This window comes from Phytoactinopolyspora halophila, from assembly GCF_003287285.1.
GTDB lineage: Bacteria > Actinomycetota > Actinomycetes > Jiangellales > Jiangellaceae > Phytoactinopolyspora_A > Phytoactinopolyspora_A halophila.
In genome coordinates, this window is sequence record NZ_QMIG01000021.1 from 60,192 (window position 1) to 84,102 (window position 23,911).

Below are 23,911 nucleotides of genomic sequence, written 5' to 3' on the forward strand. Positions count from 1 at the left end.
GTCCCGCCGCCATCCAGCGGCAGGACACGTTGCTCACGGATCCGTGAGCACGCTGCGCAGCGTATCGACCGACGCCTCCCAGCTCCATTCCCGCTGCACCCACTCCCGGCCCTTCATGCCGAGGTCGCGCGCATGGTGACGGTCGGACAGCAGCGAAACCGCGTGCTCCGCGAGGGCCGACGGATCCGTCGGGTCGACGACGTAGCCGGTATCACCGTGCCGCACGGTCTCGGGTGCGCCTCCGCTGTCTCCCACGAGCACGGGCCGGCCGGTTGCCTGCGACTCCAGAAAGACGATGCCGAGCGCCTCCGGCTCCAGGCCACCCAGGCGCGTGCGGCATGGCATGGCGAACACGTCGGCCGCATCGAACCACGCCGGCGCCTCCGACCACGGAACCGCTCCGGTGAAGATGACGTTGCGTTCGACGCGATGCCAGCGAGCCAGCCGCTGCAGATGCCGGCGATACGGGCCGTCGCCGACCAGCACCAAGACCGCCTCCGGGACGTACGGGAGGATCTCGGGCATGGCCCGGATCAGCATGTCCTGACCCTTGCGCGCCACGAACCGGGAGACCGACAGCAAGACACGGCGCTCGTCGCCGATGCCGAGCCAGCGCCGCACCTGCGCACCACCGGAATCGGGGCGGAACACCTCGGTGTCGACACCGGGAGCCAGCCGCACCATCCTGGCGGCCGCGTCGGGCGAGAGCGCGTTCATGACCCGCCGACGGCAGAACTCCGAGACGTAGGTCAGCACGTCACATGCATCACCGATCCGCCGCAGCGACCGCCGCGCGCCGGGAACTCGTGCCCACCACGTTTCGTGACCGTGCGTCATTCCCACCACCCGCTCGGCACCGGCCGCGCGCAGCCGATCGGCGAGCAGCCCGAGTGGTGCGGCCGCACCGAACAGCACCGACGTGCACCCGGTCTCCTGGAGGGCCGCCACCGTGCGCTGCGCCACACCGCGAGTCGGGAGGAGCACCGGAGACGGATCCCGATAGACGGGGTACTGTAGCCGCGCGTCGAATCCCTCCTGTTCGGGCATCGTGGCGGTGTAGACGACGATCTCGTGCGAGGGAATCCGTTCGGCTAGTGCGAACACGAACGATTCGATGCCGCCCTGGCGGGTGGGAAAGTCGTTGGTGACGACCAGGATGCGGCTCATCGAACGGGACGCGCAGGCACGAGAACGGGCCACGTCCGACCGACATTGTTGATCACATGATCACCCTGCTACGCCGACAATGCGTGCCAACGGACGCCATGCGACATCATGTACCCCGCAATCGCGGATCAGACGCGCGTGTGTTTCGGTCCGCCGATGTGACTCTTCTGGTGTCACGAGCCGACACCAACGCGTGCACCGACTCAGCCTGGCCGGCTCGCCCCGGCGAAGGGCATCAAGTCCACGGAATCGGTCCGCACCGGATTGCCCGGACTCGTCGCGTGCACGATCTGGCCGTCGCCGATGTAAATGGCGACGTGACTGATCGGGTTGTAGTAGAAGACCAGATCACCGGGCTGGAGCTGGCTCCGTGAGACCCGCGTTCCGACCTCGATCTGCGAACTCGACGAACGCGGGAGGGATACTCCAGCCTGCTCCCACGCCTTGGACGTCAACCCGGAGCAGTCCCAGGTGTCCGGACCCGCAGCACCCCACTCGTACATGTCACCGCGCTGCGCCATGGCGAAGTCGACCACCGCCTGGGCACGCTCGTTGGGCGGCGGCACATCCGGGCCGTCGCCGTCGCCGTCCTCCTCGTCGGACTCGGAATCGCGGTCGTCGCCGCGGCTGTTCTCCTCCTCAGCCGCCTCTTCCCGTTCCCGCTGCCGACGCTCTTCCTCAAGCCGCTGGCGCTCTTCCTCCTCCAGGCCATCCAGGATCTCTTCGGACTCCGCCAGGGCGTCCTCGATGCTCGCCTTCTCGTCCTCGATCCGTTCCTTGATGGCCTCCATGCGGTCCCGCTCTTCGTCGGCCATCAATTTGGCCTGTTCGAGCTGGCGCCGCTCGTGCATCACGGTGTCCACCTGAGCGGCCTGCTGCCGCGCATACGCGTCGAGCAACGACGCCTGGCCCAAGTAGCTGACCGGATCATCGGCGAAGATGGTCCGGACCGTGGGATCGATCCCGCCACTCTGGTACGAGGCCGCGGCGAAACCCGCCATCCCGGTAACCGCTTCTTCGACCTTGGCTTCCTGCTTCTCGATGGCGTTCTCGGCCCGCTCGAGCCGCCGCTCCACCTCGTCCAGCTCCTCGCCGGCGACGTGGTAGCGCTCTGTCGCCTCGACGACTTCCTGATTGAGCTCGTCGACCTCTTCGCGAGCTTCGTCCAAGGTGAGATCTGGATCAGCATGTGCGACGTTGGTAAGTCCGATCCCGGCAGCCATCGTGCCGGCAGCACAAAGAGCGACGAGTGCACGCGAAGATCTGACCGAACGGGTTTTCTGCTCAGGCACGCTGATCCTTCCGTCGAGTCGGCAGCAAGCACCTGATGCGGAACCTTAGCCAGCTGACCGCACGGGAAGCAAACCCCCCGGCCGAGTTCCGGCAGAATTTTTCGTGCCAGCAGCACTCACCGACACGACAGCCGCGTGGCGGCGCCGCGTTGTCGGCGCCGCCACCTAGTGTGCGTGTCCATGCACGGCGTACAAGGAACCATCGATGAGATCGGCTTTCCGCTGGCGGCCACCACGTTCGTCGTGGTCGATCTGGAGACCACCGGTGGCTCCCCCTCGCAATCCGAGATCACCGAGATCGGTGCGGTCAAGGTACGCGGCGGCGACGTGCTGGGCGAGTTCTCCACGCTCGTGCGCCCGACCATGCCGGTGCCCCCGTTCATCGCCGTGCTCACCGGTATCACCGACGCCATGCTGGCCGACGCGCCGCGGATCTCCGCGGCGCTCCCCTCCTTTCTGGAATTCGCCCGCGGCAGCGTGCTCGTCGCCCACAACGCTCCGTTCGACATCGGGTTCCTCCGGGCCGCATGCGAGCAACTGGGCACCCCGTGGCCCGCAGTCCAGATCCTCGACACCGCCAGGCTGGCCCGGCGAGTACTCGCCCGGGACGAGGCGCACGATTGCAAGCTAGCCACCCTCGCACGGATCTTCGGTGCGCGCACCACACCCACCCACCGCGCCCTCGACGACGCTCGTGCCACGGTCGACGTCCTGCACGGCCTGATCGAACGCCTGGGCAATTCCGGCGTCTACACGGTCGAGGAGCTCTCCCTCTGGCAGAGCACCGTCACCCCCGCACAGCGTTCCAAGCGCCACCTGGCCGAACAGGTTCCGGCAGCCCCAGGTGTCTACGTGTTCAGTGACGACGACGGCCGCGCCCTGTATGTCGGCAAGAGCACGAACATGCGTTCGCGGGTCCGGAACTACTTCACCGCTTCCGAGACGCGCACGCGCATGACCGAGATGGTTGCCGTGGCGGCCTCGGTCAGGGGAATCGAGTGCGCCACCACGCTCGAAGCCGAGGTACGCGAGCTGCGGATGATCGGGGAGCTCAAGCCGCGCTACAACCGGCGCTCGCGATTTCCCGAGCGCGGTACCTGGCTCAAGCTCACCGTCGAGCCCTTCCCCCGGCTCTCGCTGGTGCGCCAGGTGCGTGACGACGGCACGGCGTATCTCGGGCCGTTCGGGTCCCGCCGGTCGGCCGAGGCGGCGATGGCTGCCGTGCACGAGGCGGTTCCGATCCGCCAGTGCACCCAGCGTCTCTCACCGAAGCGGCCGCAAGCAGCCTGCATCCTCGCGGAAATGGGCCGGTGTGGCGCGCCGTGTTCGGGCGCCGAGTCGGTCGAGCAATACTCCGCTCACGTCGATGCCGTCCGGTCGGCCTTCCACGGGGACCCGGGCGAGATCGTCGACCGCGTGCGGCAGCGCATCGACGCGCTCGCCCGCCGCCAGCGATACGAGGAGGCCGCCGAACACCGGGACCGGCTGTCCACGTTCGTGCGCGCGGCGATCCGGTGCCAGCGCATAGCCGCGCTCGCCGCCGTGCGGCAACTCGTGGCCGCGCGCCGGCTCGACGCCGGCGGCTGGGAGCTCCACGTGATCCGGCACGGCCGGCTTGCGGCGGCCGGGGTCTCCGCCCCGGGCGCCGATCCGCGGCCGTATGTGGACGCTCTGGTCGCCACGGCCGAGACGGTGGCCACCCCCACTCCTCCCCTTGCTGCCGGCACCACCGAGGAAGCCGAAGCGATACTGCGCTGGCTGGACACGCCCGGTGTGCGGCTGGCCGCGGTGGACGGCTGCTGGTCGCTGCCAGCACCCAGCGCCGCCGCATACGCCGACATCGTGACGGCCAGCGACACCGACTCCACGGCCGCCCAGCCCTTCGCCGACCGCCGCGGGCTGCGTCCCACCGCGTGACGCGCCCCGGTCCCGGGTTCCGGTAGGGTCAGCTGGGAGCGAGAGGAGACCAGCCAGTGATCACCGCGATCGTTTTCGTCAATGCTGATGTCGCACGTATCCCCGAGGTCGCCCAGGAGATCGCCGCGCTCGACGGCGTCAGCGAGGTCTATTCGGTGACGGGCGAGATCGATCTCGTGGCGATGGTGCGGGTTCGCACGCACGACGCGGTCGCGGACGTCGTCGCCGACCAGTTGAACAAGGTCGACGGCGTGCTGGGAACCGAGACGCACATCGCCTTTCGCGCCTACTCGCGGCACGACCTCGAGGCCGCGTTCGCGATCGGCGCCGACGATGACGGCGATTAGGCTGCCGGTCGCCAGCTAGCAGCGCGCGGACGGCTACGCTCGTCGTCCGGCGGCGATCCAGCGCTGCAGGATCGCTTCTGCCGCACCGGACTCGACCGCGTCGCGCGCCCGTTCGAGCCCGTCGGCCAGCCGATCGGTGAGAGGGGCCCGGGATCCGTCGTAGGCCGCCAGCCCGGCCGCGGCATTGAGCAACACCGCGTCCCGCACCGGTCCGGTCTCACCGGCGAACACCCGGCGTGCGACGTCCGCGTTGTAGGCCGGGTCGCCACCTCGCAACGCGTCGGGCGCGGCAGGCTCCAGCCCGAGCACTGCGGGATCGAACCGCTCCTCGGCGACCTCGCCGTCGTGGACCACCCAGATTCGAGACGTCGTCGCCGTGGTCAGCTCGTCGAGGCCGTCGTCGCCCCGGAAAACCAGCGCCGACACCCCCCGCCCGGCCAGCACCCCAGCCATGACGTCAGCCATCGCGGCATCGGCCACCCCGATGGCCTGCGCCCGCGGGCGTGCCGGATTGGCCAGCGGGCCGAGGAAGTTGAACGTGGTCAACACGCCCATCTCGCGCCGCGGGGCCGCAGCGTGGCGCATGGACGGGTGAAAGGCCGCCGCAAAACAGAACGTGATTCCGGTCTCGTCGAAGACCTCCGCCACCTTCTCGGGCGGCAGATCCAGGCGGACACCCAGCTCGTCCAGCACATCGGCCGAACCACACGACGAGGACGCGGCCCGGTTGCCGTGCTTGACCACCCGCGCGCCAGCCGCGGCCGCCACGACCGCCGCCATCGTCGAGATGTTCACCGTGTGAGCTCGGTCGCCTCCGGTACCGACGATGTCGAGAGCGTCGATGAGCCCCGGCGAAGGTGCGGCCCCACCGAACGGCAGGGCCTCGGCATACATGGCCTCAATCAGGCCGTCGACCTCGCCGACCGTCTCACCCTTGGCACGCAACGCGATCATGAAAGCAGCGATCTGTGCCGCGCTGGCGTCGCCCCGCATGATCTCGCGCATCGCCCACGCGGTCGACTCCCGCGGCAGATCGTGGCGCTCGAGGAGCGCGCTGAGCAGCTCCGGCCAGGTACGCGGTGCCGAGCTCATGACGCGACCCGGGGTTCGATACGGCGACGCGCCAGATCCTCCACCGCAGCAGCGACCTCCCAGGGGTCCAGCGGATGCGAGACCACCGCCTCCGCGCGCGACCATGCCGCCAGCCAGGCGTCCTGCGGGCGGCCGATGAGGACGAGAATCGGTGGGGCCTGGTAGATCTCCGCCTTGACCTCGCGAGCGATACCGAGACCTCCCGCGGGGACCGCCTCGCCGTCCAGGACGGCGACATCGATACCGCCCGCGTCCAACGCCTTGATCGCGGCCGGACGGGTCGCGACCTCGACGAACTCGACCTTCGGAAGGTCCGCCGCGGGCCGGCGCCCCACAGCGAGCCGCACACTCTCCCTGGTGGTGCGATCGTCACTGTAGATCAGAATCGTCATCTTCGGCTCGGTGCTGTTCATCGGTATCCTCGCTGGTCGTCGTGTCAAACACGATGGTACTGGCTCCGGCGACACGCGAAACCCGGGGCGGCGTCAAGTTCTCAGGACGGGAACGACATAATGGCGCCGTGGCTTCCACGACAGCAGTTGATCCTGCCCACCCCCCGTCGCCGGTGCGGCCGAGTCTCACGTCGGTCGGAACCATCGTGTTCCTGGCCAGCGAGCTGATGTTCTTCGCTGGCCTGTTCGCGATGTACTTCACGCTGCGCTCGAACGCGCCGGACGTATGGGAAAGCCAGACCCAGCTGCTCGACGTTCCATACGCGCTGGGCATCACCATCGTGCTGGTGTCGTCGTCCATCACGTGCCAGATCGGAGTGCTCGCAGCGGAACGCGGACAGGCGGGGCGCACCGGCAAGCTGCTCCAGGTCGGGCAATGGGGTATGCGCGAGTGGTTCGTGCTCACCTTCATCATGGGCGCCATCTTCATCGGCGGCCAAGCCTTCGAGTACGCCGAGCTCGTACTCCACCAAGGGCTGACGATGTCGAGCGACCCATACGGCTCGATCTTCTATCTGGCCACCGGATTCCACGGCCTGCACGTGACTCTCGGCTTGATGGCGTTCCTGCTGGTCATCGGGCGTACGTTCATGACCCGGAGATTCACTCACCAGCAGGCCACCAGCGCCATCGTGGTGTCGTACTACTGGCACTTCGTTGACGTCGTCTGGATCGCCCTGTTCCTCAGCATCTACGTCATCCAGTGATGAGGAGAAACGTGTCCCGATCTTCTGCTGGCCGCACCGGTGGGTGGCTGAGCCGGACGCTTTCGAGGCGCCGCCGTCACCCGTTGGCGGCTGTCACTGTCCTGCTCGTCGTCCTGTTCGCGTGCGGCAGCGCCTACGCGGCCTTCGCACCGTCGTCCCAGTCCCCCATTCACGGGGCCGAGACGGCCCAGTCCACCGAGGTCGAGGAGGGACGCCAGCTCTTCGCCATCGGCTGTGCCTCGTGTCACGGGCTCCGTGGTGAAGGCGCGGTGCGCGAGAACGGCACGGTGCTCGGGCCGTCGCTTGTCGGCGTCGGAGCCGCAGCGGTCGATTTCCAGGTGGGAACGGGCCGCATGCCGATGGGTTCTCCGGCCGCGCAGGCGCCGGTCAAGCCGGTCGCCTACAGCGACGAGCAGATCGACGCGCTGGCCGCCTACGTGGCATCCCTCGCTCCCGGGCCGGAGATCCCGGAGGAAGAGCAATACGACACGTCGGTTGACGGAGCCGATCCCGCCCGTGGCGGCCTGCTGTTCCGGACAAACTGTGCGCAATGCCACAACTCGTCAGGTCAAGGCGGCGCCCTCACCTATGGACAGGAAGCGCCCAACCTGACCGGGGTCGAGCCCAAGTACATTTACGAAGCCATGCTCACCGGCCCCCAGGCCATGCCGGTCTTCAACGACGAGACTCTCCGCCCGGAGGACAAGCGCGATATCATTGCTTTCCTCGAAGAAGTCCAGGAAATGCCCGATCCCGGTGGCCTCGGCATCGGACGGGTCGGGCCGGTTTCCGAGGGTCTCTGGGGCTGGCTCGTCGGCCTCGGCGGGCTGATCGCGTTCGCGGCCTGGATCGTCACCCGGTCGGCATCGGCCCGGTCGGCCACCAAGGCGTCGTCCGCGAGGTCGTCGTCGTGACTACACCGAAGAGCGAAGAGATGACTTACCCAGCCGAGCATTCCGAACACACCGGCGAGGTCGAGCGTCGCGCCGCCGACGGCGACCCGATCCCCGATCCCGGGCTCCACGAACCGCCGCCGCGGTACACCGACGTCGATCCCTCGGCCAACAAACGAGCCGAGCGGCAAGTCGTCGGCATGTTCACGCTGGCGTCGGTGTTCATCGTCGCCTCCATCGTCGCGTACGTTCTCTTCGAGATCGAGCCGTCCGAAGGTGTCAGCAACGTCGGCGACGTCCAGGTCAGCAACTTCGCCCTCGGCATCACCCTCGGGCTCGCCCTCTTGCTCATCGGCATCGGCGCCGTGCACTGGTCGCGCTCGTTGATGACCAGTCCGGAATTCGCCGAGAAACGCAAGCCGTTGACCAGCAGCGAAGATGTCCGTCAGGACACGCTGGCCAGTTTCAACACCGGCGCGCACGAGACCGGCTTCGGCCGGCGCAAGATGATCCGCAACTCGATGTTCGGTGCGCTCGCCCTCCTGCCGTTGCCCGCCGTCGTCTTGCTGCGCGATCTCGGGCCGCTGCCCGGAGACTCGAAGGAACACACGGTGTGGGACGAGGGCGTCCGGTTGCTCAGCGACGTCACGTACGAGCCCATCAGGGCCGCCGACGTCGATCTCGGCCAGCTCATCAACGTCATGCCCGAGACCTTTCGTGAACTGCCCGAACATGGTCCGGAACGTCTCAACGAGCGGGCGAAGTCACCGGTCATGCTGGTTCGCATGCTGCCCGAGGAGCTGTCGCCCGCGCAGGGCCGGGAGAACTGGCACATCGACGGGATCATCGCCTATTCGAAGATCTGCACCCATACCGGTTGCCCGATCAGCCTGTACGAGCGGACCACTCATCACATGCTCTGCCCGTGCCATCAGTCGACCTTCGACCTCGCTGACAACGGCAAAGTGATCTTCGGACCGGCCACCCGCAATCTGCCCCAGCTTCCGCTGGCCGTCGACGACCAGGGATACCTGATCGCGCAGAGCGACTTCACCGAACCGGTTGGGCCGACCTACTGGGAGCGCGGAACACGATGAGCAGCACCACACCTCCGGACGTGAGCGCCAGCCGGAACACGGCGATCCGCGGCGCCGGTAAGGTCGTCGGCTTCGTCGACGAGCGCATCACCTCGTCCAACTGGCTGAAGCGCAACCTACGCAAGATCTTTCCGGATCACTGGTCATTCCTGCTGGGCGAGATCGCGCTCTTCAGCCTGATCCTCATCATCCTTTCCGGAGTGTTCCTGACATTCTGGTTCAAGCCGTCCATGGCGCACATCACCTACGAAGGCGCCTACGTGCCGATGCGCGGCATCGCGATGTCCGAGGCATACGCGTCCACGCTCGAACTGTCCTTCGAGGTCCGGGGCGGCTTGTTGATGCGGCAGGTCCATCACTGGTCCACGCTCGTGTTCATCGCCGCCATGTCCGCGCATATGCTGCGCGTCTTCTTCACCGGGGCATTCCGCAAGCCACGCGAGCTGAACTGGCTCGTCGGCCTGACCCTCCTGGTGCTCGGTGTCGCCAACGGGTTCACCGGCTATTCGCTGCCGGACGACCTCCTCTCCGGCACCGGGCTGCGGATCATCGAAGGCGGCATCCTCGCCATCCCCGTCGTCGGCACGTACCTGTCGTATTTCATCTTCGGCGGCGAGTATCCCGGCGAGGACATCATCACCCGGCTGTACGCGATACACATCTTGCTGGTTCCGGGCCTGATCGTCGCGCTGGTCACCGTGCATCTGATGATCCTGTGGTATCAGAAGCACACGCAATGGCCCGGTTCCGGTAAGAGCGAGAAGAACGTGGTCGGCTACCCGTTCTTCCCGATCTACATGACCAAGGCCGGCGGCTTCATGTTTATCGTGTTCGGCTTCATCCTCCTGATGTCGGCCACGGTGCAGATCAACCCGGTATGGCTCTACGGTCCGTACGATCCATCACAGGTGACCGCCGGCGTACAACCAGACTGGTATATCGGCTTCCTCGACGGCGGATTGCGGCTGATGCCGCCGTGGGAGATCAGCATATTCGGCTATAACATCCCACTGAGCGTGCTCATACCCGCCATGATCCTGCCAGGTGTGATCCTCACCCTGCTCGCCGTGTACCCGTGGATCGAGCAGAAGGTCACGGGCGACAAGCGCGAGCATCACATCCTCGATCGGCCCCGCAACATGCCGGTGCGCACCAGCCTGGGCGTGGCGTTCATCGTGTTCTACATCGTGCTCTGGATCGCTGGCGGCAACGACTTCTTCGCCACCGTGCTCGAGATCCCGGTCAACTGGGTCTCCCGGTTCTTGCAGTTCAGCCTGATCCTGATGCCTCCGATCGCCTTCTGGATCACCAAACGCATATGTCTCGGGCTCCAGCGCAGAGAGCGGGAGAAGGTGCTGCACGGCCGCGAATCCGGCATGATCGTCGTCAGCCCCGAGGGCGAGTTCACCGAACGCCACGAGCCGCTCGACCCGCACGAGGCCTACGAGCTGGTGGCCCATGAGCGGCCCGTGGTTCGTGAACCGGAACCGGCCACGGATCCCAACGGCGTTCCCAACCCCAATTACAAGAAGTCGCTGCGCCGGGCGCGGCTGTCGCATTTCTATTTTGCCGACGTCATCGACAAGCCGACACGAGACGAGCTGGAGCGTGTCCACCATCACCACGAGGAGATCGCTCCCTCCAGCAACGGAGAGACTCCCCAGCACGGCGCCTCAGACGATCAGGGCGGCCAGCACCACTAGAGGGCGCGAGGATTTCCCGCCCACCTAGAGGGCGCGGGGGATTCCTGCCCGGCGTGGGCGGGTGCGGCACACGTTATCGCGGCGGGTGTCGTACCCGCCAATCTCGCGCGAGTGTCGTACCCGCCAGTCTCGCGTCCGCCAATCTGGCGTTCACAGATCTCGCGCGGCGATCCGTCGCAGCCGCCTCACCGAGCGGCATCGAGGATTGCGTTCAGGCCCTTCTCACCACCACGCATGGCCCGATGATGGCTCCACGCGAAGATCGGTGCCAATGCCGGAGCGGTGACATTCATCCACCACGGTTTCGTCACCACGCGCCACGTCACTTCGATACGCGTCGTGCGCTCGCCGGCGCCGGCGAACCTCACGGTTCCCGTGCCATCAAGATCGCCGTCTACGCTCATCTCGACGCGGCGCAGTGGCTCGACGTCCACCACACACAGCTGGGTGCGAAGCAGCACGCCCAACGGGGTCTTCCACAGGCATCGAGCACGGCTACCGGCGACCCCGTCGGTGCGCCATATCCTGATGGCATGCAGATGGGGCCACCAGTCATGCCACTGCTGGCCCGGCGCGGCCAGAAACTCCCAGCAACGCTCCACCGGAGCATCGATCGACCAGACCGACTCGAAGGCGTAGCTCCGTGCCGGGCGACGGTCGCGAATCACCCTCTATACCTGGCCAATTGCCGGGTCAGTGCGCGTGTTCACCGCGATAGTACTCGAACACCCAGCCGATCACCGTGATGGCCACGAGCGCCAACCCGATGATGAGAATGAACCACGCATATACCAGGCCCACGAAGACGACCATGGCAGATGCGCCACCCATAAGCGGCCACCACGAGTGCGGGCTGAAGAAGCCGTACTCGCCGGCCAGCTCCTCGACCTCGCCATCTTCGCGATCCTCGGGCCGTGCGCCGATCCGCCGGTTCAACAGCATGAAGTAGAACGCGATCATGGCGCCCAGGCCAAATGAGAGCGTCAACGCCGTGGTACCGGTCGGGTCGTTGGACATGAACCAGTAGATGGGAGTCACGACCGCCAGGAAGACCGCCGTGACGGCAAAGATCAAAGACTCGATCCTCACTGCTGCTCTCCCCCATCGTCGCGCCGGTCATCTCGTCCGGTTCCGGGCTCGACCGGCCCGGAGCTCTCATCCTCGGCGCCCGGCCGCTGCGACTGCCCGTCGCGCACGTCAGCGGGGCCCAACGCTTCGACCATGACCCCCGAGTCCCGGGGTTTGAGCTGAGATTCCGCCGCCGCCTCCGGGAACTTGAGGTCGAACGCGGGACGCTCACTCCGGATGCGCGGCAACGACGTGAAATTGTGCCGTGGTGGTGGCGACGATGTCGCCCATTCGAGCGACTGGCCCCAACCCCACGGATCGTCGAGGGCCACCTTCGGTGAGAGCCGCGACTTCCAGACGTTCCACAGGAACGGAAGTGTCGATATGCCGAGCAGGAAGGCGCCGATCGTCGATATCTGGTTCAGCAGCGTGAAGCCTTCATCCGGTAGATAGCTGGAGTAGCGCCGCGGCATGCCGTCCACACCGAGCCAGTGCTGGACCAGGAAGGTGCCGTGGAAGCCGATGAACAGCGTCCAGAAATGGAGCTTGCCCAGACGTTCGTCCAGCATCCGCCCGGTGAACTTCGGCCACCAGAAGTAGAAGCCGGCGAACATGGCGAACACGACGGTGCCGAAGACGACGTAGTGGAAATGCGCCACCACGAAGTACGAATCGGACGTGTGGAAGTTCAACGGCGGCGACGCCAGCACCACGCCGGTCAGGCCACCGAGCAGGAAGGTGACCAGGAACCCGATAGCGAACAGCATGGGCGTCTCGAACGTGATCGATCCTCGCCACATGGTGCCGATCCACGCGAAGAACTTCAGACCCGTCGGCACCGCGATGAGCATCGTCATCGCCGCGAAGAACGGCAGGCTCACCGCGCCGGTGACGAACATGTGGTGCGCCCACACGGTCACCGACAGCGCCGCAATCGCCAGCGTGGCCAGAACCAGGCCCTTGTATCCGAAGATGGGTTTGCGGCTGAAGACCGGGATGACCTCGGTGATGATCCCGAAGAACGGCAGCGCGATGATGTACACCTCGGGATGCCCGAAGAACCAGAACAGGTGCTGCCACAGGATTGCCCCGCCGGCTGCCGGGTCGAAGATGAGCGTCCCGAAGTTCCGGTCGGCGAACAGCGCGAACAGCGCGGCCGCGAGCAGCGGGAACGCCACGAGCACCAGGATGCTCGTCACGAGGATGTTCCAGCAGAAGATCGGCATCCGGAACATCGTCATTCCCGGCGCGCGCATGCACACGATGGTGGTGACGAAGTTGACCGCACCGAAGATGGTGCCGAATCCGCTCATTGCCAGCCCTGCCACCCACAGGTCACCACCGACGTGGCCGGTGTGGAACGCGTTGGACAGTGGCGTGTAGGCGAACCATCCGAAGTCGGCGGCACCGCCGGGGGTGAAGAAGCCGGCCACGACGATCAGGCCGCCGAAAACGAAGAGATAGAAGCTGAACATGTTCAGCCGCGGAAACGCGACGTCGGGAGCACCGATCTGCAGCGGCACGATGACGTTACCGAAGCCGATGAACAGCGGCGTCGCGAAGAGAAGCAGCATGATGGTGCCGTGCATGGTGAACAACTGGTTGTAGAAACCGTCGCTCATCATCACGCGCTCGGGCAGGAACAGCTCGGCGCGAATTCCCAGGGCCAGCACGCCGCCGATGAGGAAGAAGCCGAACGAGGCGATCAGGTACATGTACCCGATCACCTTGTGGTCGGTGGACGACAACCACCGCACACCTACAGTGCCCTTCCGCCGGGGTGCGGCCACCGGCTGCGGCGACTCGGCAGTGGCGCGTTCGAGGTAGGTGGTCACTCTTCACTCCCTGGCTGCTCGTTCAGCGGCGTCTCGAAGTACGAACCCCGGAGCTCGGGCTCGATCTGCCCGGTCTGGCCCGCCTCGCGCAACGCATCCATCTGGTCCGCGAACTCTTCGGCAGAGACGACCTCGACCTCGAACAACATCCGGGAATGATAGGCGCCGCAGAACTCCGCGCACTTGCCAGCAAAGGTGCCTTGCTGGTTCGGGGTCACCTGGAAGCTGTTGGACCGCCCTGGTATGACGTCCATCTTCATGTAGAACTGCGGAATCCAGAACGAGTGGATCACATCCGACGAGTTCAGGTTGAACTGTACGGTCTGATCGACGGGAAGATAGAGCGTCGGCTGATCTTCCGGCGTGCCGACCTCGTAGACGTCGTCGTCGGTGTAGTTGAAGGTCCACGACCACTGCTGCCCGATCACGTCGACGGTGAGATCGGCAGGCGTGTCGTCCTCGAGGATCTCATCCTGGTGCTGGACCGTGAAGTAGAACAAGACGCCGACGACCACCAGCGGCGTCACGGTGTAGAGGAACTCGATCGGTATGTTGAACCGAGTCTGGCGCGGCAGCTCGTCGTTGCGCTTGCGATAGGCGATCGCCGCCCAGAGGATCAGCCCCCAGACGAGAATGCCCACGGCCAACGCCGCGACCCACGCGCCAACCCAGAGATCGCCCACCAGTGGCGCTTCCTCGGTCGCGCCTTCGGGCAGACCGAACCGTTGCCACTGCCCCGGCGCGTCAGCCGCGCAGCCGCCGAGCAACACCAGTGCACCCACGGCGGCGCACGCAGCCATGACTCTGCGACGCACCGGGCGAACCCTTACATCCTGACCCACGTGGCGCCCTTCCATGCTTCGCACCTGCCTCGACCCATGCCGGTGGCGCGAACTATGGCATGCGGTCGCAAGGCAAGCTTCTCCTGTCGTTGCCTACCTTAGCGGTCGCCCGCCCACGACCGTTCACCCGGCCCGGACGACTACGGTACGTGTCGTGGAACAGGAAAAACCCCACACGATGGGAGCCCGGCCCGGCGGACACTTCGACGCGGCTTCCACCGAGCCGTTGCACCCCGCCGCCAGGGAAGTCTGGAACGCGGCCATCGACGACGGCTGGGCCGATCCGGCCCGCCTTTACGGCGCTGCCCGGCGCGCGCGGGTAATGCTGGACAACGCGCGCGAAGTCGTCGCCTCTCTCATCGACGCCCGCCCCGACGAGGTCTCGTTCACGTCCAGCGGCACTCAAGCGGTGCATCTGGGCATGCTCGGAGCGCTGCACGCACGCCAGCGTGTCGGCCGGCACGTGGTTGCCTCGGCCGTCGAGCACTCCTCCGTGCTACACGCCGCGAACCATCACGCCGGCAGCGAGGACGACCGGGAGCTCGTTCCGGTGGACCATCATGGCCGCGTCGATCCGGACACCTTCGCCACGGCGATCCGTACGGACACCGCGCTGGCCTGCTTGCAGACGGCCAACCACGAGGTCGGAACCACCCAGCCGCTCGATCAGGTGGCACCGGCCTGCCATGACCGGGGCGTCCCGCTGTTCGTCGATGCGGCGCAAAGTGCCGGCCGAACATCGATACCGGCGGGATGGTCGGTGCTGGCGGCCAGCGCTCACAAGTGGGGCGGCCCTCCTGGCGTCGGCGTCCTCGCCGTGCGCCGATCGACGCGGTGGCGCTCGCCGTTGCCCGAGGACGAACGCGAAGGCGGCCGGGTGCCCGGTTTCGAGAACCTTCCCGGCGTGCTCGCCGCCGCGGCTGCCCTGCACGCACGAACGCAGGAATCCGCCGCCCTGCACGAGCGGCATTGGTCGCTGATCGAGCGGATCCGCACGGAGATCGGCACGCGGGTTCCCGACGTTCAGGTCACGGGCCACCCGACGGAGCGGCTGCCGCATCTGGTCACGTTTTCCTGCCTCTACGTCAACGGCGAGGCGCTGGTCACCGAACTCGACAGGGCGGGGTTCGCCGTCTCCAGTGGCTCGTCCTGCACGGCCAGCACTCTCCAGCCAAGCCACGTCCTCGAGGCGATGGGCGCGCTGACACACGGCAACGTGCGCGTATCACTGAGCCGCGCCACCACCGACGACGACGTCGAACGCTTCCTCGACGTCGTTCCCGACGTGGTTACGCGGCTGCGCACCGAGGCAGGGATGGGAGGAAGCTCCGTTGAGTGATCTTGTCCTCGATTGCCGGGCGATGCGATGCCCGCTTCCGGTCATCGAACTCGCCAAGCGGATCGATGATGTTCAGCCGGGTGACGTGGTGCGCGTCATCGCCGACGATCCCGCAGCAGCCACCGATGTGCCGGCCTGGTGCCGCATGCGCGGGCACGAGTACGTCGGCCTAGGTGAGCCCGAGCAATCCGCTCCGTCCTACCTGGTACGCCGGCAACACTGAGGCGGGCGCCGAGCGCATGGCCCGCGCCCGCATCACCGGAATCGACGGAACGAATGGTGGCGGCTCAGTGGAACGAGTCGCCGCAGGCGCACGAACCGCTGGCGTTGGGGTTGTCGATCGTGAAGCCCTGCTGCTCGATGGTGTCCACGAAATCGATCTTGGCACCGAGAAGGTACGGCGCGCTCATCCGGTCGACCACGAGATTGACCCCGGCGAAGTCCTGGACCTGATCACCGTCGAGCGAGCGCTCGTCGAAGAAGAGCTGGTACCGCAGACCCGAACAGCCTCCTGGCTGGACCGCGATCCGCAGCTGCAGGTCGTCCCGGCCTTCCTGCTCGAGTAGCGCCTTGACCTTGCCGGCCGCGGCTTCCGTGAGCACGACGCTCTGGGCGGTCTCGTCCTGAACGGTCATCCTGAATCTCCTGCCGACTCTTCGACTGCATCTCTAGAATGCAACGCGCACGGCTGCCACGCCATTCCCTGTTGTCATGCCAGTCTAGGACGCCACCCGGGCGAGCCCATACCGCCTGCGCACGTCATCAACCGCCGGGCCATCCGGGCCCGCGGTGTGACATAGCCCTCACCGCCGCCGATCCCACGTCTTGGCCACTCGCTCGGCCACGGCGGCCAGGCTCTCCGCCGGCCGGTCGAACGCGGCGGCCTCCCCCACCATGTCGACCAGGCCATACGCCGCCTCGATGCCGTTGGCCCGCAGCTCGCGGTTACCGACCTGCACGTCACCGGCAAGGGCGATACACGGGCGCACGGCAGCGTTCGCCACCCCGGCCACGCCGACCGGAACCTTGCCGTTCATCGACTGCCAGTCCAGCTTTCCTTCCCCCGTGACGACCACGTCACACGCCGCTACGAGGTCATACAGGCCAACCGCCGACGCCACGGTCTCGAAGCCGGAAACGCGCGCCGCTCCCAGGAGGAGGAGCGCGTACCCCAGGCCCCCGGCGGCTCCCGCGCCGGCGGCGTCGGCCGTCTCGCGCCCCGCCAGGTCCGCGAACGCCGTCAACGCCGTATCCGCAGCCAGCTTCGCGTCGTCGTCCACCAGCCCTTTCTGCTCGCCGAACACGTTGCTCGCGCCCCGCAGCCCCAGCAAGGGGTTGTCCACGTCACTCGCCGCGATCAGCTCGACCCCGGAGACCCGGGAGCGGGCCGCTTCCAGATCCAGCGAGCCGATCTCGGCGAGCGCGGACGGTCCCCCGGTCAGCGCGGTGGCTGGTGTCGACGTCGCTCCCAACGCTGCCAGCAGTCCGGCTCCCCCGTCGTTTGTCCCCGAGCCACCGAGCCCGACGACGACGCGCCGGGCGCCGGCGTCGATCGCGCTGGCGATCAACTCGCCGACTCCGTACGTCGACGCCCGTTCCACCGCACCCGGCTGTGGGTTCCGGCCGTCGGGGTCTCGCGGCATCAGCGCCAGCCCACAGGCCTGTGCCGACTCGACGTAGGCCGTGTCGCCCGTGAGGAGCAACGTGCTGGGCACGGGCTCGTCCAGGGGCCCGCGCACGGTTCCGGCCAACAGCTCGCCACCCAGGCTCGCCCGGACCACATCGACGAAGCCGGGACCCCCGTCGGCCATCGGAGCGGTGGCGATCTCGCTGGCCGGAGCGGTCCGGCGCCATCCCTCGGCGATGGCATGTGCGGCTTGCACGGCAGAGAGCGTTCCGGCGAATTTGTCGGGTGCGATGACGATGCGCATACCGGAGAGTGTGCCGCATGGGGGTACGCCCGAGGCGACCCGCCGGCGTCGGCGCGAACGCGACCGTGCGGTATCTCACATCTGACCAGGAAGGGGCGATCGGTACCGGTCTCGTTGCTGGTCTGCGCATCGAGTGGGACGGCTGCCTCGCTCTGCGTCACGTGCGGTCACCGGCGTCCCACGTGCCATCCGTGCCGCTCCGGTCACGGCCGTGGGAAAATCGATAGTACGAACGAGCGCATCGGACTCCGGACCGGCAGGAGAAGACCGTGTCGAACGGGCCGGCTGGACCGGGTCGACGGGCATGTCGACGGCACCCGATGCGCCCACTGCGTGCAAGGAAGCTGACGATGATGCCAGCGCGCAACGTCGGACGAAGGATTGACGAGCCGTGACCGTGACTCCAGCACCATCCTCAACGACCAATCCGCTGCCGCTGCTCCTGCTCGGCCAGGGGGCCGACCCGGAATCCGAACGCGGTGTCGAATGCCCCGGTGACCTTCCCGCCGCCAGCGATCCCGATCTGGTGGACCGGGCCCGGCGCGCACGCGAAGCGCTGGGAGATCGCGCTTTCCTCCTCGGACACCATTACCAGCGCGACGAAGTGATCCAGTTCGCCGACGTGACCGGCGACTCGTTCAAGTTGGCCCGCGACGCCGCGGCCCGGCCGGACGCCGAGTACATCGTGTTCTGCGGCGTCCATTTCATGGCCGAGTCCGCGGACATGCTCACCGCAGATCACCAGCGGGTCATCCTCCCCGATCTGGCCGCCGGCTGCTCGATGGCCGACATGGCACGCATCCTCCAGGTCGAGGACGCGTGGGCCAGGCTTACCGACGCCGGCGTGGCCGCGTCCACCGTGCCCATCACGTACATGAACTCGTCGGCCGACATCAAGGCGTTCTGCGGGCGCAACGGCGGTGCCGTCTGCACCTCGAGCAACGCCCAGCGCGCCCTGGAGTGGGCCTTCGAGCAGGGCGAGAAGGTGCTCTTCTTTCCCGACCAGCACCTGGGACGCAACACGGCGGTCCTGAAGATGGGCATGTCCCTCGACGACTGCGTGGTGGTGGACCCCCACAAGCCGGACTTCGGTGTCACCGATGAGGACCTGCGCCGGGCACGCATACTCCTCTGGCGGGGTCACTGCTCGGTACACGGGCGCTTCACCGCCGACTCGGTGGCCGAGGTGCGAGACCGGATTCCCGGCGTGAACGTGCTGGTCCATCCGGAGTGCACGCACGACGTCGTGACCCGAGCCGACTACATCGGCTCCACCGAGTACATCATCAAGACCATCGCCGACGCCCCGTCCGGCACCGCCTGGGCGGTGGGCACCGAGCTGAACCTGGTCAAGCGGCTCGCGGACCGGCACCCGGACAAGAACGTCGTGTTCCTGGACCGAAACGTCTGCTTCTGCTCCACCATGAACCGCATCGACTTGCCCCATCTGGTGTGGGCACTCGAGAACCTGGTGGAAGGAAGGGTGGTCAACCAGATCGAGGTGGATGCCGACACCACGCACTGGGCCCGTGTCGCGTTGGATCGCATGCTGGCAATGCCGAGCTGACCCGGCCAGCATCGATGCTCACGCCGTCGTCGGCGTCCGTGATCCTTGACGACGGTGAACACGTCCATGTAGGCGAACGTTGATGATCAGCAAGAAGCGATGATCAGCGAGAGGCATCGTCTCAGAGGCCGGGGGCACCCCATACCGGGAACCAGCGGCTGACGTCCTTCTCGATCGCCAGATCGCCGCTGACGATGGCGCGGACCTGCAGCTCCAGCGCGTTGTCGCGCCGCTGGGCCCTGCTGTCCACCGGGGCGAACGGGTAGAAAGTGCCGCGCTTGTACAGGTACACGAGCGCGAGCCCCCGGCCGTCGTCCGAGCGCAGTCCGATGGTGGTACACAACAACGACGGGCCGAAGCCGGCCGCCTCCAGAGTGGAGTTCACCGCGTGCAGATCGGTGCACAGCGCGGTCATGTCATCTGGCGAGCGCTTCACGACCAGCCACGTGTAGCCGTAATCGTCGTCCATCTGCTCTGGCTCGGCTCCGTCGAGCAGTTGCGTGATGTCGTCTTTCAGCCGTGCGAACGGCCCGCCCTCGGCCTGACGGAAGCAAACCGCGCCGACACCGGTCGGATGCATCTCCGCCGAAGCTTCAAGCGTCAGCGCCGCGGTGGGCAGCGCGAACAAGGCATCGAGGTTCGGCTCGACCCGCTTGGATCTACCGAAGATCGCGTCCCAGAAACCCATCAGCCGTTACCTACTCCCGGCCGAGCTGCACGGAGATCTTATCCAGCTGTTCCAGCCGCTTCTCCAGCTTCGGGTGGCTGGCGAACAACGCTGCGATATCCATCTTGTTGGTCAGCGCCGGGACGAAGAAGAACGCGTTGTACGGTTCCGCGGCACGCAGGTCTTTGGTGGGGATGCGCGCCATGTCACCGGAGATCTTCGTCAGCGCGCTGGACAGCGCCGACGGCTGGCCGGTCAGCACGGCTCCGGCCCGGTCTGCGGCGAGTTCCCGATAGCGCGACAGCAAGCGCGTGAGCAGGAAGCTCACGAAATAGACGACGGCTGCCACCAGCATGATGATGAGGATCACCGGTGCACCATTGTTGTCGCGGCTCCGGCCGCCGAACAGGCTGCTGTAGAAGACGATCCGGGTGATGAGTCCGGCGAGCACGCCGACCACGGAGGCGATGGTCATCACCAGGACGTCGCGATGCGCCACGTGCGAGAGCTCGTGCGAGAGGACCGCTTCCATCTCCCGCTCCTCGAGGCGCCGGCGCAAGCCCGACGTGACGCAGACGACCGCGCGGTCCGGGCTGCGCCCGGCAGCAAAGGCGTTCGGCAGGTCCGTGTCGGCCACCGCCACCTTCGGCTTGGGCATGTCCGCCAGCGCGCACAAGCGGTCGATCATCGCATGCAACTGGGGATCCTCCGCCGGCGACACCTCGCGGGCCCGCATGGCCGACAGGGCGAGCCGATCGGAGAAGTACCACTGTGCCCACAGGGCCCCGAGGCCGATCAGGATGCCGAGCAGCCAGATACCCGAGAACAGCGAGATGGCCCCGACGAGCACCACGTAGAGCAGTGCCAGCAGGACCATCGTCGCCACCATGCGCACGGTCAGGCCGCGATCAGGGGCGAACTTGCTCCGTGCCACGGTACGTTCCTCCTGCGAATACCGAAAAAACCCATCCGGTCATACACAACGCCCGGATGCGCCGGTGAGTTCCGAAACGCCGCTCAGCGGGTGGTGGGCGGTTCGGCCGGGATCAATCCTTCATCCGTGAGCAGACTGCGGACCTCGTCGACGTGTGCCTCCGCGTACGGCAACACGAGATCGCTGTCGACCAGCTCGTCGTCAGGCACCGGGGTGCCCACCCTGCGAACCTCCTCCAGCAATTTCACGAGAGCCGCGCGGAACAGCTCATCATCGCCGGACTCGATCGCGTCACCGAGCTCGTCGTCGAGACGGTTCAACTCGGGAAAGTGCTCGTCGGCAATCCGTAGCTGCCCTTCCCCCATGATCCTGACGATCACCGCTGGCCCTCCTCACGCTGCGTCTCCGGCGCGACGGTCGTGTCGGCTGATCCCGATTCACCCTCGATCTGCTTCGGCGCTTCCGAGGAACCGCCTTCGATCTCTTGCTTCATCCGGGACAGCTCAAGTTCGACGTCGCCCGTCGAGGACAGGCGGTCGAGCTCGGCGCTGAGGTCGTCCTTCGACGTTCCTGTTGCGTCCTCGAGCGCACCGGAGGCGAGCAGCTCGTCGATCGCTCCCGCGCGAGCCTGCATCGAGGCTGTCTTGTCCTCGGCCCGCTCGATCGCCATGCCGACGTCGCTCATCTCCTCGGAGATGCCACTGAAGGCTTCACCGACGCGCGTCTGCGCCTCGGCTGCCGTGTAGGTGGCCTTGATCGATTCCTTCCTCGTCCGGAACGACTCGACCTTGGCTTGCAGCCGCTGCGCGGCCGTGGTGAGCTTCTCTTCTTCGCCCTGCAGTGCCTCGTGCTGCGAACGCAGGTCGTTGAGCTGGTTCTCCAGCCCGGAGCGGCGCGTCAACGCTTCCCGGGCCAGGTCCTCACGACCGTGCGACATCGCCTGCTTGGCCTGTCCCTGCAGCTTCTCGGCCTGCTGCTGCAGCTGGTTCATCTGGACTTCGATCCGCTTGCGGCTCGTGGCGACGTCCGCCACGCCACGGCGCACCTTCTGCAGCATTTCGAGCTGTTTCTTGTACGAGTAGTCGAGAGTCTCCCGGGGGTCCTCGGCGCTGTCGAGCGCCTTGTCGGCCTTGGCCCGGAAGATCATGGACATTCGCTGGAGGATCCCCATGTGGCCAGGTAGCCCTTTCTCGAGCGTTGGATTGAACGTCTGAAACGTGTTCGCACCTCTAGCCTACGGCGTCTACCCCCATGATGGCAGGGGAGGTTGCCATCCTGACCTACCCTGGATATGTGTTCCGTCGCCGATCAGACTCCAAACTTCCGGAGGAAGCTCCGGAAACGCCCACCGTCGGTGGTCCTGAGCAGGGCAATCGTTCCAACGGCGATGCCCGGGATCAACCGCCGCGCAAGGGCCGTCCCACACCCAAACGCACCGAGGCCGAGAAGGCGCGCAAGGAGCGGGTGAAGCCGCCGCTGAACAAGCGCGAAGCCATGCGCAGGGAGCGGCAGCGAGTCAAAGAACAACGAGCCCGCGCGCGCAAGGCGATGACCACCGGTGACGAGAAGTACTACCTCGAACGAGACCGGGGACCCGAGCGCAAGTTTCTCCGCGACTACGTGGACTCCCGGCGCACCGTCGGCGAGTTCTTCTTGCCTCTCATCATCGTGATCCTGCTGGGAAACTTCGTCCCGATCGTGCAGGTACAGCTGTTCATGATGGCGTTGTGGCTGGTCGTGATGGTCATGTTGATCGTCGACATGACCGTTCTCGGCATCCGGGTGAAGCGCGAGTTCCGCAAGAGGTTCCCGGACGACACGGGACGTGGCCACACGTTCTATGCCCTCATGCGCGCGATGCAAATCCGCCGCCTGAGGCTGCCGAAGCCTGCTGTCAAGCCTGGAGATCTGGTGTGACCCGTATTGGCAAAGATGCCTCCGCGGAGATTCGCATCCGCGCGCTGCGCTATTCCGATCCCGTCGTCCGCGCGCTCGAAGACGAGCTGCAACAGGAGTACGTCGCTCGCTACGGCGGGGACGACGACGCGCCCATCTCGCCTGAGGAGTTCGAGCCACCCCACGGCGAGTTCCTCGTGGGTTTCCTCGGGAACGAGCCCGTGGCATCGGGCGGGTTCCGGAGATACGACACCGGCATCGCCGAGATCAAACGCATGTATGTCTCCCACGAACACCGCGGCGGCGGGCATGCGCGCCGGCTGCTGGCCGAACTCGAAGCCCGGGCGGTATCGGCCGGGTACCGGCGGCTCGTGCTGGAGACGGGCACGAAACAGCCGGAGGCGATCGCCCTGTACACCTCCAGTGGCTACAGCGACACCGAGCCGTTCGGCTATCACGCGCACAGTCACAGCAGCCGCTACTTCGGCAAGGATCTCGACCTCGCCAGCAGAACGGCCGCGCAATCGTGACCGCCTGCCAGGTCTACTCCGGAGGCTGGAGGCTCATCGGCCCGTAGACCTGGCGCTCGTCCTCGTAGAGGATCACCGAGTCCACACCGGATTCGGCGAGGTGCCGCCAGTGCTCGCCGATCCAGCTCTCCGCATCGGACTGGGTGGGAAACTCGACACCCCGTCCGGCCGGGCCGCCATCGTCGTCCTTCATGAGCTCGCCGTCCGGGTCCAGGAACCGCCAGTACCACGTCATGACCGGCCTCGCCTCCTCTGTCGCGGTTGTGACGAGCATCGCATACGCCGGTGACCGTACGACGTCCTGCATGCCCGATCCTGCCAGCGAGCACACCCGGCCTGCCGGCGACTCCCCGATGCGGCGTTTTGACCTGCACGAGCGCCACGTGCGACAGTCGTATTACCTCTACGCACCCAGTCAGGGGAAGTCGGTCGGAATCCGACGCTGACCCGCAACCGTAGGCCGCGCACCAGAGGAGCATCCCGCCCCGGCGGGGACACCCTGCCGGAGTCCCATCCGTCCGGGGCGAGCTGAACTCCGGTGTCCATGACGCGGCGAGCCGGAATGCCTGACGTGGATGCGAGCGGCTCCATGTTCCGTCGAGGTCTGCGGGACGAGGGGCGGAACACGCCAGGCC

26 protein-coding genes and 1 riboswitch are annotated in these 23,911 nt (G+C 66.7%); of the genes, 11 read left to right on the forward strand and 15 right to left on the reverse strand.

The window, feature by feature from the left end:
* Positions 1-33 precede the first annotated feature (33 nt).
* Positions 34-1,167, reverse strand: a complete 1,134-nt coding sequence (locus DPM12_RS17095; RefSeq protein ID WP_112259556.1) for a glycosyltransferase family 4 protein — start codon at positions 1,165-1,167, stop codon at positions 34-36.
* A 203-nt stretch (positions 1,168-1,370) separates the two neighbouring features.
* Entirely contained in the window at positions 1,371-2,459 is a 1,089-nt protein-coding gene (locus DPM12_RS17100; protein ID WP_123788498.1) for a C40 family peptidase, read from the reverse strand.
* A gap of 180 nt (positions 2,460-2,639) precedes the next feature.
* On the opposite strand from DPM12_RS17100, the gene DPM12_RS17105 reads away from it, so the two are divergent.
* Positions 2,640-4,376, forward strand: a complete 1,737-nt coding sequence (locus DPM12_RS17105; protein ID WP_112259558.1) for a DEDD exonuclease domain-containing protein — start codon at positions 2,640-2,642, stop codon at positions 4,374-4,376.
* Between the two features lie 56 nt (positions 4,377-4,432).
* Positions 4,433-4,723, forward strand: coding sequence for an Lrp/AsnC family transcriptional regulator (locus DPM12_RS17110; RefSeq protein ID WP_112259559.1), 291 nt, complete (start codon positions 4,433-4,435; stop codon positions 4,721-4,723).
* A gap of 33 nt (positions 4,724-4,756) precedes the next feature.
* Here DPM12_RS17110 and trpD read toward each other — a convergent pair whose 3' ends face one another.
* Positions 4,757-5,815 carry an anthranilate phosphoribosyltransferase gene (gene trpD, locus DPM12_RS17115; RefSeq protein WP_112259560.1) on the reverse strand — a complete coding sequence of 353 codons (1,059 nt, stop codon included), beginning with the start codon at positions 5,813-5,815 and terminating at the stop codon, positions 4,757-4,759.
* Positions 5,812-6,228 (reverse strand): response regulator, encoded by a 417-nt coding sequence (locus DPM12_RS17120; protein WP_112259561.1) that lies wholly within the window; start codon positions 6,226-6,228, stop codon positions 5,812-5,814. Before DPM12_RS17120 ends, trpD begins: the two co-directional genes overlap by 4 nt.
* 107 nt (positions 6,229-6,335) lie before the next feature.
* Between DPM12_RS17120 and ctaE the strand changes: the two genes are divergently transcribed.
* The 4 genes from ctaE to qcrB are packed head-to-tail and all read left to right on the forward strand — an operon-like array spanning position 6,336 to position 10,667.
* Positions 6,336-6,974: an aa3-type cytochrome oxidase subunit III gene (gene ctaE / locus DPM12_RS17125; RefSeq protein WP_245951303.1), complete on the forward strand. Its 639-nt coding sequence runs from the start codon at positions 6,336-6,338 to the stop codon at positions 6,972-6,974.
* An 11-nt stretch (positions 6,975-6,985) separates the two neighbouring features.
* Complete coding sequence (gene qcrC, locus DPM12_RS17130) at positions 6,986-7,888, forward strand: cytochrome bc1 complex diheme cytochrome c subunit (RefSeq protein WP_245951304.1); 903 nt, start codon at positions 6,986-6,988, stop codon at positions 7,886-7,888.
* A complete protein-coding gene (gene qcrA, locus DPM12_RS17135) occupies positions 7,885-8,964 on the forward strand; it encodes a cytochrome bc1 complex Rieske iron-sulfur subunit (protein ID WP_211659081.1) in 1,080 nt (359 codons plus the stop codon). The genes qcrC and qcrA overlap by 4 nt, the downstream gene beginning before the upstream one ends.
* On the forward strand, positions 8,961-10,667 hold the full coding sequence (qcrB, locus tag DPM12_RS17140) for a cytochrome bc1 complex cytochrome b subunit (RefSeq protein ID WP_112259564.1): 1,707 nt from the start codon (positions 8,961-8,963) through the stop codon (positions 10,665-10,667). Before qcrA ends, qcrB begins: the two co-directional genes overlap by 4 nt.
* Positions 10,668-10,852: 185 nt before the next feature.
* Here qcrB and DPM12_RS17145 read toward each other — a convergent pair whose 3' ends face one another.
* From DPM12_RS17145 to ctaC, 4 genes are read right to left on the reverse strand one after another with little or no spacing between them, the layout of a single operon-like run.
* Complete coding sequence (locus DPM12_RS17145) at positions 10,853-11,335, reverse strand: SRPBCC family protein (RefSeq protein WP_112259565.1); 483 nt, start codon at positions 11,333-11,335, stop codon at positions 10,853-10,855.
* A 25-nt stretch (positions 11,336-11,360) separates the two neighbouring features.
* Positions 11,361-11,756, reverse strand: a complete 396-nt coding sequence (locus DPM12_RS17150; RefSeq protein WP_112259566.1) for a cytochrome c oxidase subunit 4 — start codon at positions 11,754-11,756, stop codon at positions 11,361-11,363.
* Complete coding sequence (ctaD, locus tag DPM12_RS17155) at positions 11,753-13,570, reverse strand: aa3-type cytochrome oxidase subunit I (protein ID WP_112259567.1); 1,818 nt, start codon at positions 13,568-13,570, stop codon at positions 11,753-11,755. Before ctaD ends, DPM12_RS17150 begins: the two co-directional genes overlap by 4 nt.
* The gene (gene ctaC, locus DPM12_RS17160) at positions 13,567-14,385 is read right to left on the reverse strand and encodes an aa3-type cytochrome oxidase subunit II (protein ID WP_211659083.1); all 819 of its coding nucleotides are present in this window, start codon (positions 14,383-14,385) and stop codon (positions 13,567-13,569) included. Before ctaC ends, ctaD begins: the two co-directional genes overlap by 4 nt.
* 205 nt (positions 14,386-14,590) lie before the next feature.
* Between ctaC and DPM12_RS17165 the strand changes: the two genes are divergently transcribed.
* Together DPM12_RS17165 and DPM12_RS17170 are read left to right on the forward strand one after the other, a co-directional pair.
* Positions 14,591-15,751, forward strand: a complete 1,161-nt coding sequence (locus tag DPM12_RS17165) for a cysteine desulfurase family protein (protein WP_112259594.1) — start codon at positions 14,591-14,593, stop codon at positions 15,749-15,751.
* A 22-nt stretch (positions 15,752-15,773) separates the two neighbouring features.
* Positions 15,774-15,974: a sulfurtransferase TusA family protein gene (locus DPM12_RS17170; RefSeq protein WP_112259569.1), complete on the forward strand. Its 201-nt coding sequence runs from the start codon at positions 15,774-15,776 to the stop codon at positions 15,972-15,974.
* A 64-nt stretch (positions 15,975-16,038) separates the two neighbouring features.
* Here the strand turns inward: DPM12_RS17170 and erpA are convergent, their stop codons facing one another.
* Complete coding sequence (gene erpA / locus DPM12_RS17175) at positions 16,039-16,386, reverse strand: iron-sulfur cluster insertion protein ErpA (RefSeq protein WP_112259570.1); 348 nt, start codon at positions 16,384-16,386, stop codon at positions 16,039-16,041.
* A gap of 168 nt (positions 16,387-16,554) precedes the next feature.
* Positions 16,555-17,682 carry a glycerate kinase family protein gene (locus tag DPM12_RS17180; protein WP_112259571.1) on the reverse strand — a complete coding sequence of 376 codons (1,128 nt, stop codon included), beginning with the start codon at positions 17,680-17,682 and terminating at the stop codon, positions 16,555-16,557.
* A 391-nt stretch (positions 17,683-18,073) separates the two neighbouring features.
* On the opposite strand from DPM12_RS17180, the gene nadA reads away from it, so the two are divergent.
* Positions 18,074-19,249, forward strand: a complete 1,176-nt coding sequence (gene nadA, locus DPM12_RS17185) for a quinolinate synthase NadA (protein ID WP_112259572.1) — start codon at positions 18,074-18,076, stop codon at positions 19,247-19,249.
* A 121-nt stretch (positions 19,250-19,370) separates the two neighbouring features.
* Here the strand turns inward: nadA and pspAB are convergent, their stop codons facing one another.
* From pspAB to DPM12_RS17205, 4 genes are all read right to left on the reverse strand, one after another.
* Complete coding sequence (gene pspAB, locus DPM12_RS17190) at positions 19,371-19,937, reverse strand: PspA-associated protein PspAB (RefSeq protein ID WP_112259573.1); 567 nt, start codon at positions 19,935-19,937, stop codon at positions 19,371-19,373.
* Between the two features lie 10 nt (positions 19,938-19,947).
* Positions 19,948-20,850, reverse strand: coding sequence for a zinc metalloprotease HtpX (gene htpX / locus DPM12_RS17195; protein WP_164465297.1), 903 nt, complete (start codon positions 20,848-20,850; stop codon positions 19,948-19,950).
* 83 nt (positions 20,851-20,933) lie between these two features.
* Positions 20,934-21,230, reverse strand: coding sequence for a PspA-associated protein PspAA (gene pspAA, locus DPM12_RS17200; protein ID WP_112259574.1), 297 nt, complete (start codon positions 21,228-21,230; stop codon positions 20,934-20,936).
* Positions 21,227-22,021 (reverse strand): PspA/IM30 family protein, encoded by a 795-nt coding sequence (locus tag DPM12_RS17205; RefSeq protein ID WP_112259575.1) that lies wholly within the window; start codon positions 22,019-22,021, stop codon positions 21,227-21,229. Before DPM12_RS17205 ends, pspAA begins: the two co-directional genes overlap by 4 nt.
* A gap of 122 nt (positions 22,022-22,143) precedes the next feature.
* Here DPM12_RS17205 and DPM12_RS17210 point away from each other — a divergent pair, with 122 nt between their 5' ends.
* Entirely contained in the window at positions 22,144-22,767 is a 624-nt protein-coding gene (locus DPM12_RS17210) for a DUF3043 domain-containing protein (protein WP_211659087.1), read from the forward strand.
* Positions 22,764-23,276, forward strand: coding sequence for a GNAT family N-acetyltransferase (locus tag DPM12_RS17215; protein WP_211659088.1), 513 nt, complete (start codon positions 22,764-22,766; stop codon positions 23,274-23,276). Before DPM12_RS17210 ends, DPM12_RS17215 begins: the two co-directional genes overlap by 4 nt.
* A 13-nt stretch (positions 23,277-23,289) precedes the next feature.
* On the opposite strand, the gene DPM12_RS23670 is transcribed toward DPM12_RS17215, so the two are convergent.
* Positions 23,290-23,583 (reverse strand): hypothetical protein, encoded by a 294-nt coding sequence (locus tag DPM12_RS23670; protein ID WP_211659089.1) that lies wholly within the window; start codon positions 23,581-23,583, stop codon positions 23,290-23,292.
* A gap of 111 nt (positions 23,584-23,694) precedes the next feature.
* A riboswitch (cobalamin riboswitch) is annotated at positions 23,695-23,776 on the forward strand.
* Positions 23,777-23,911: the final 135 nt, after the last annotated feature.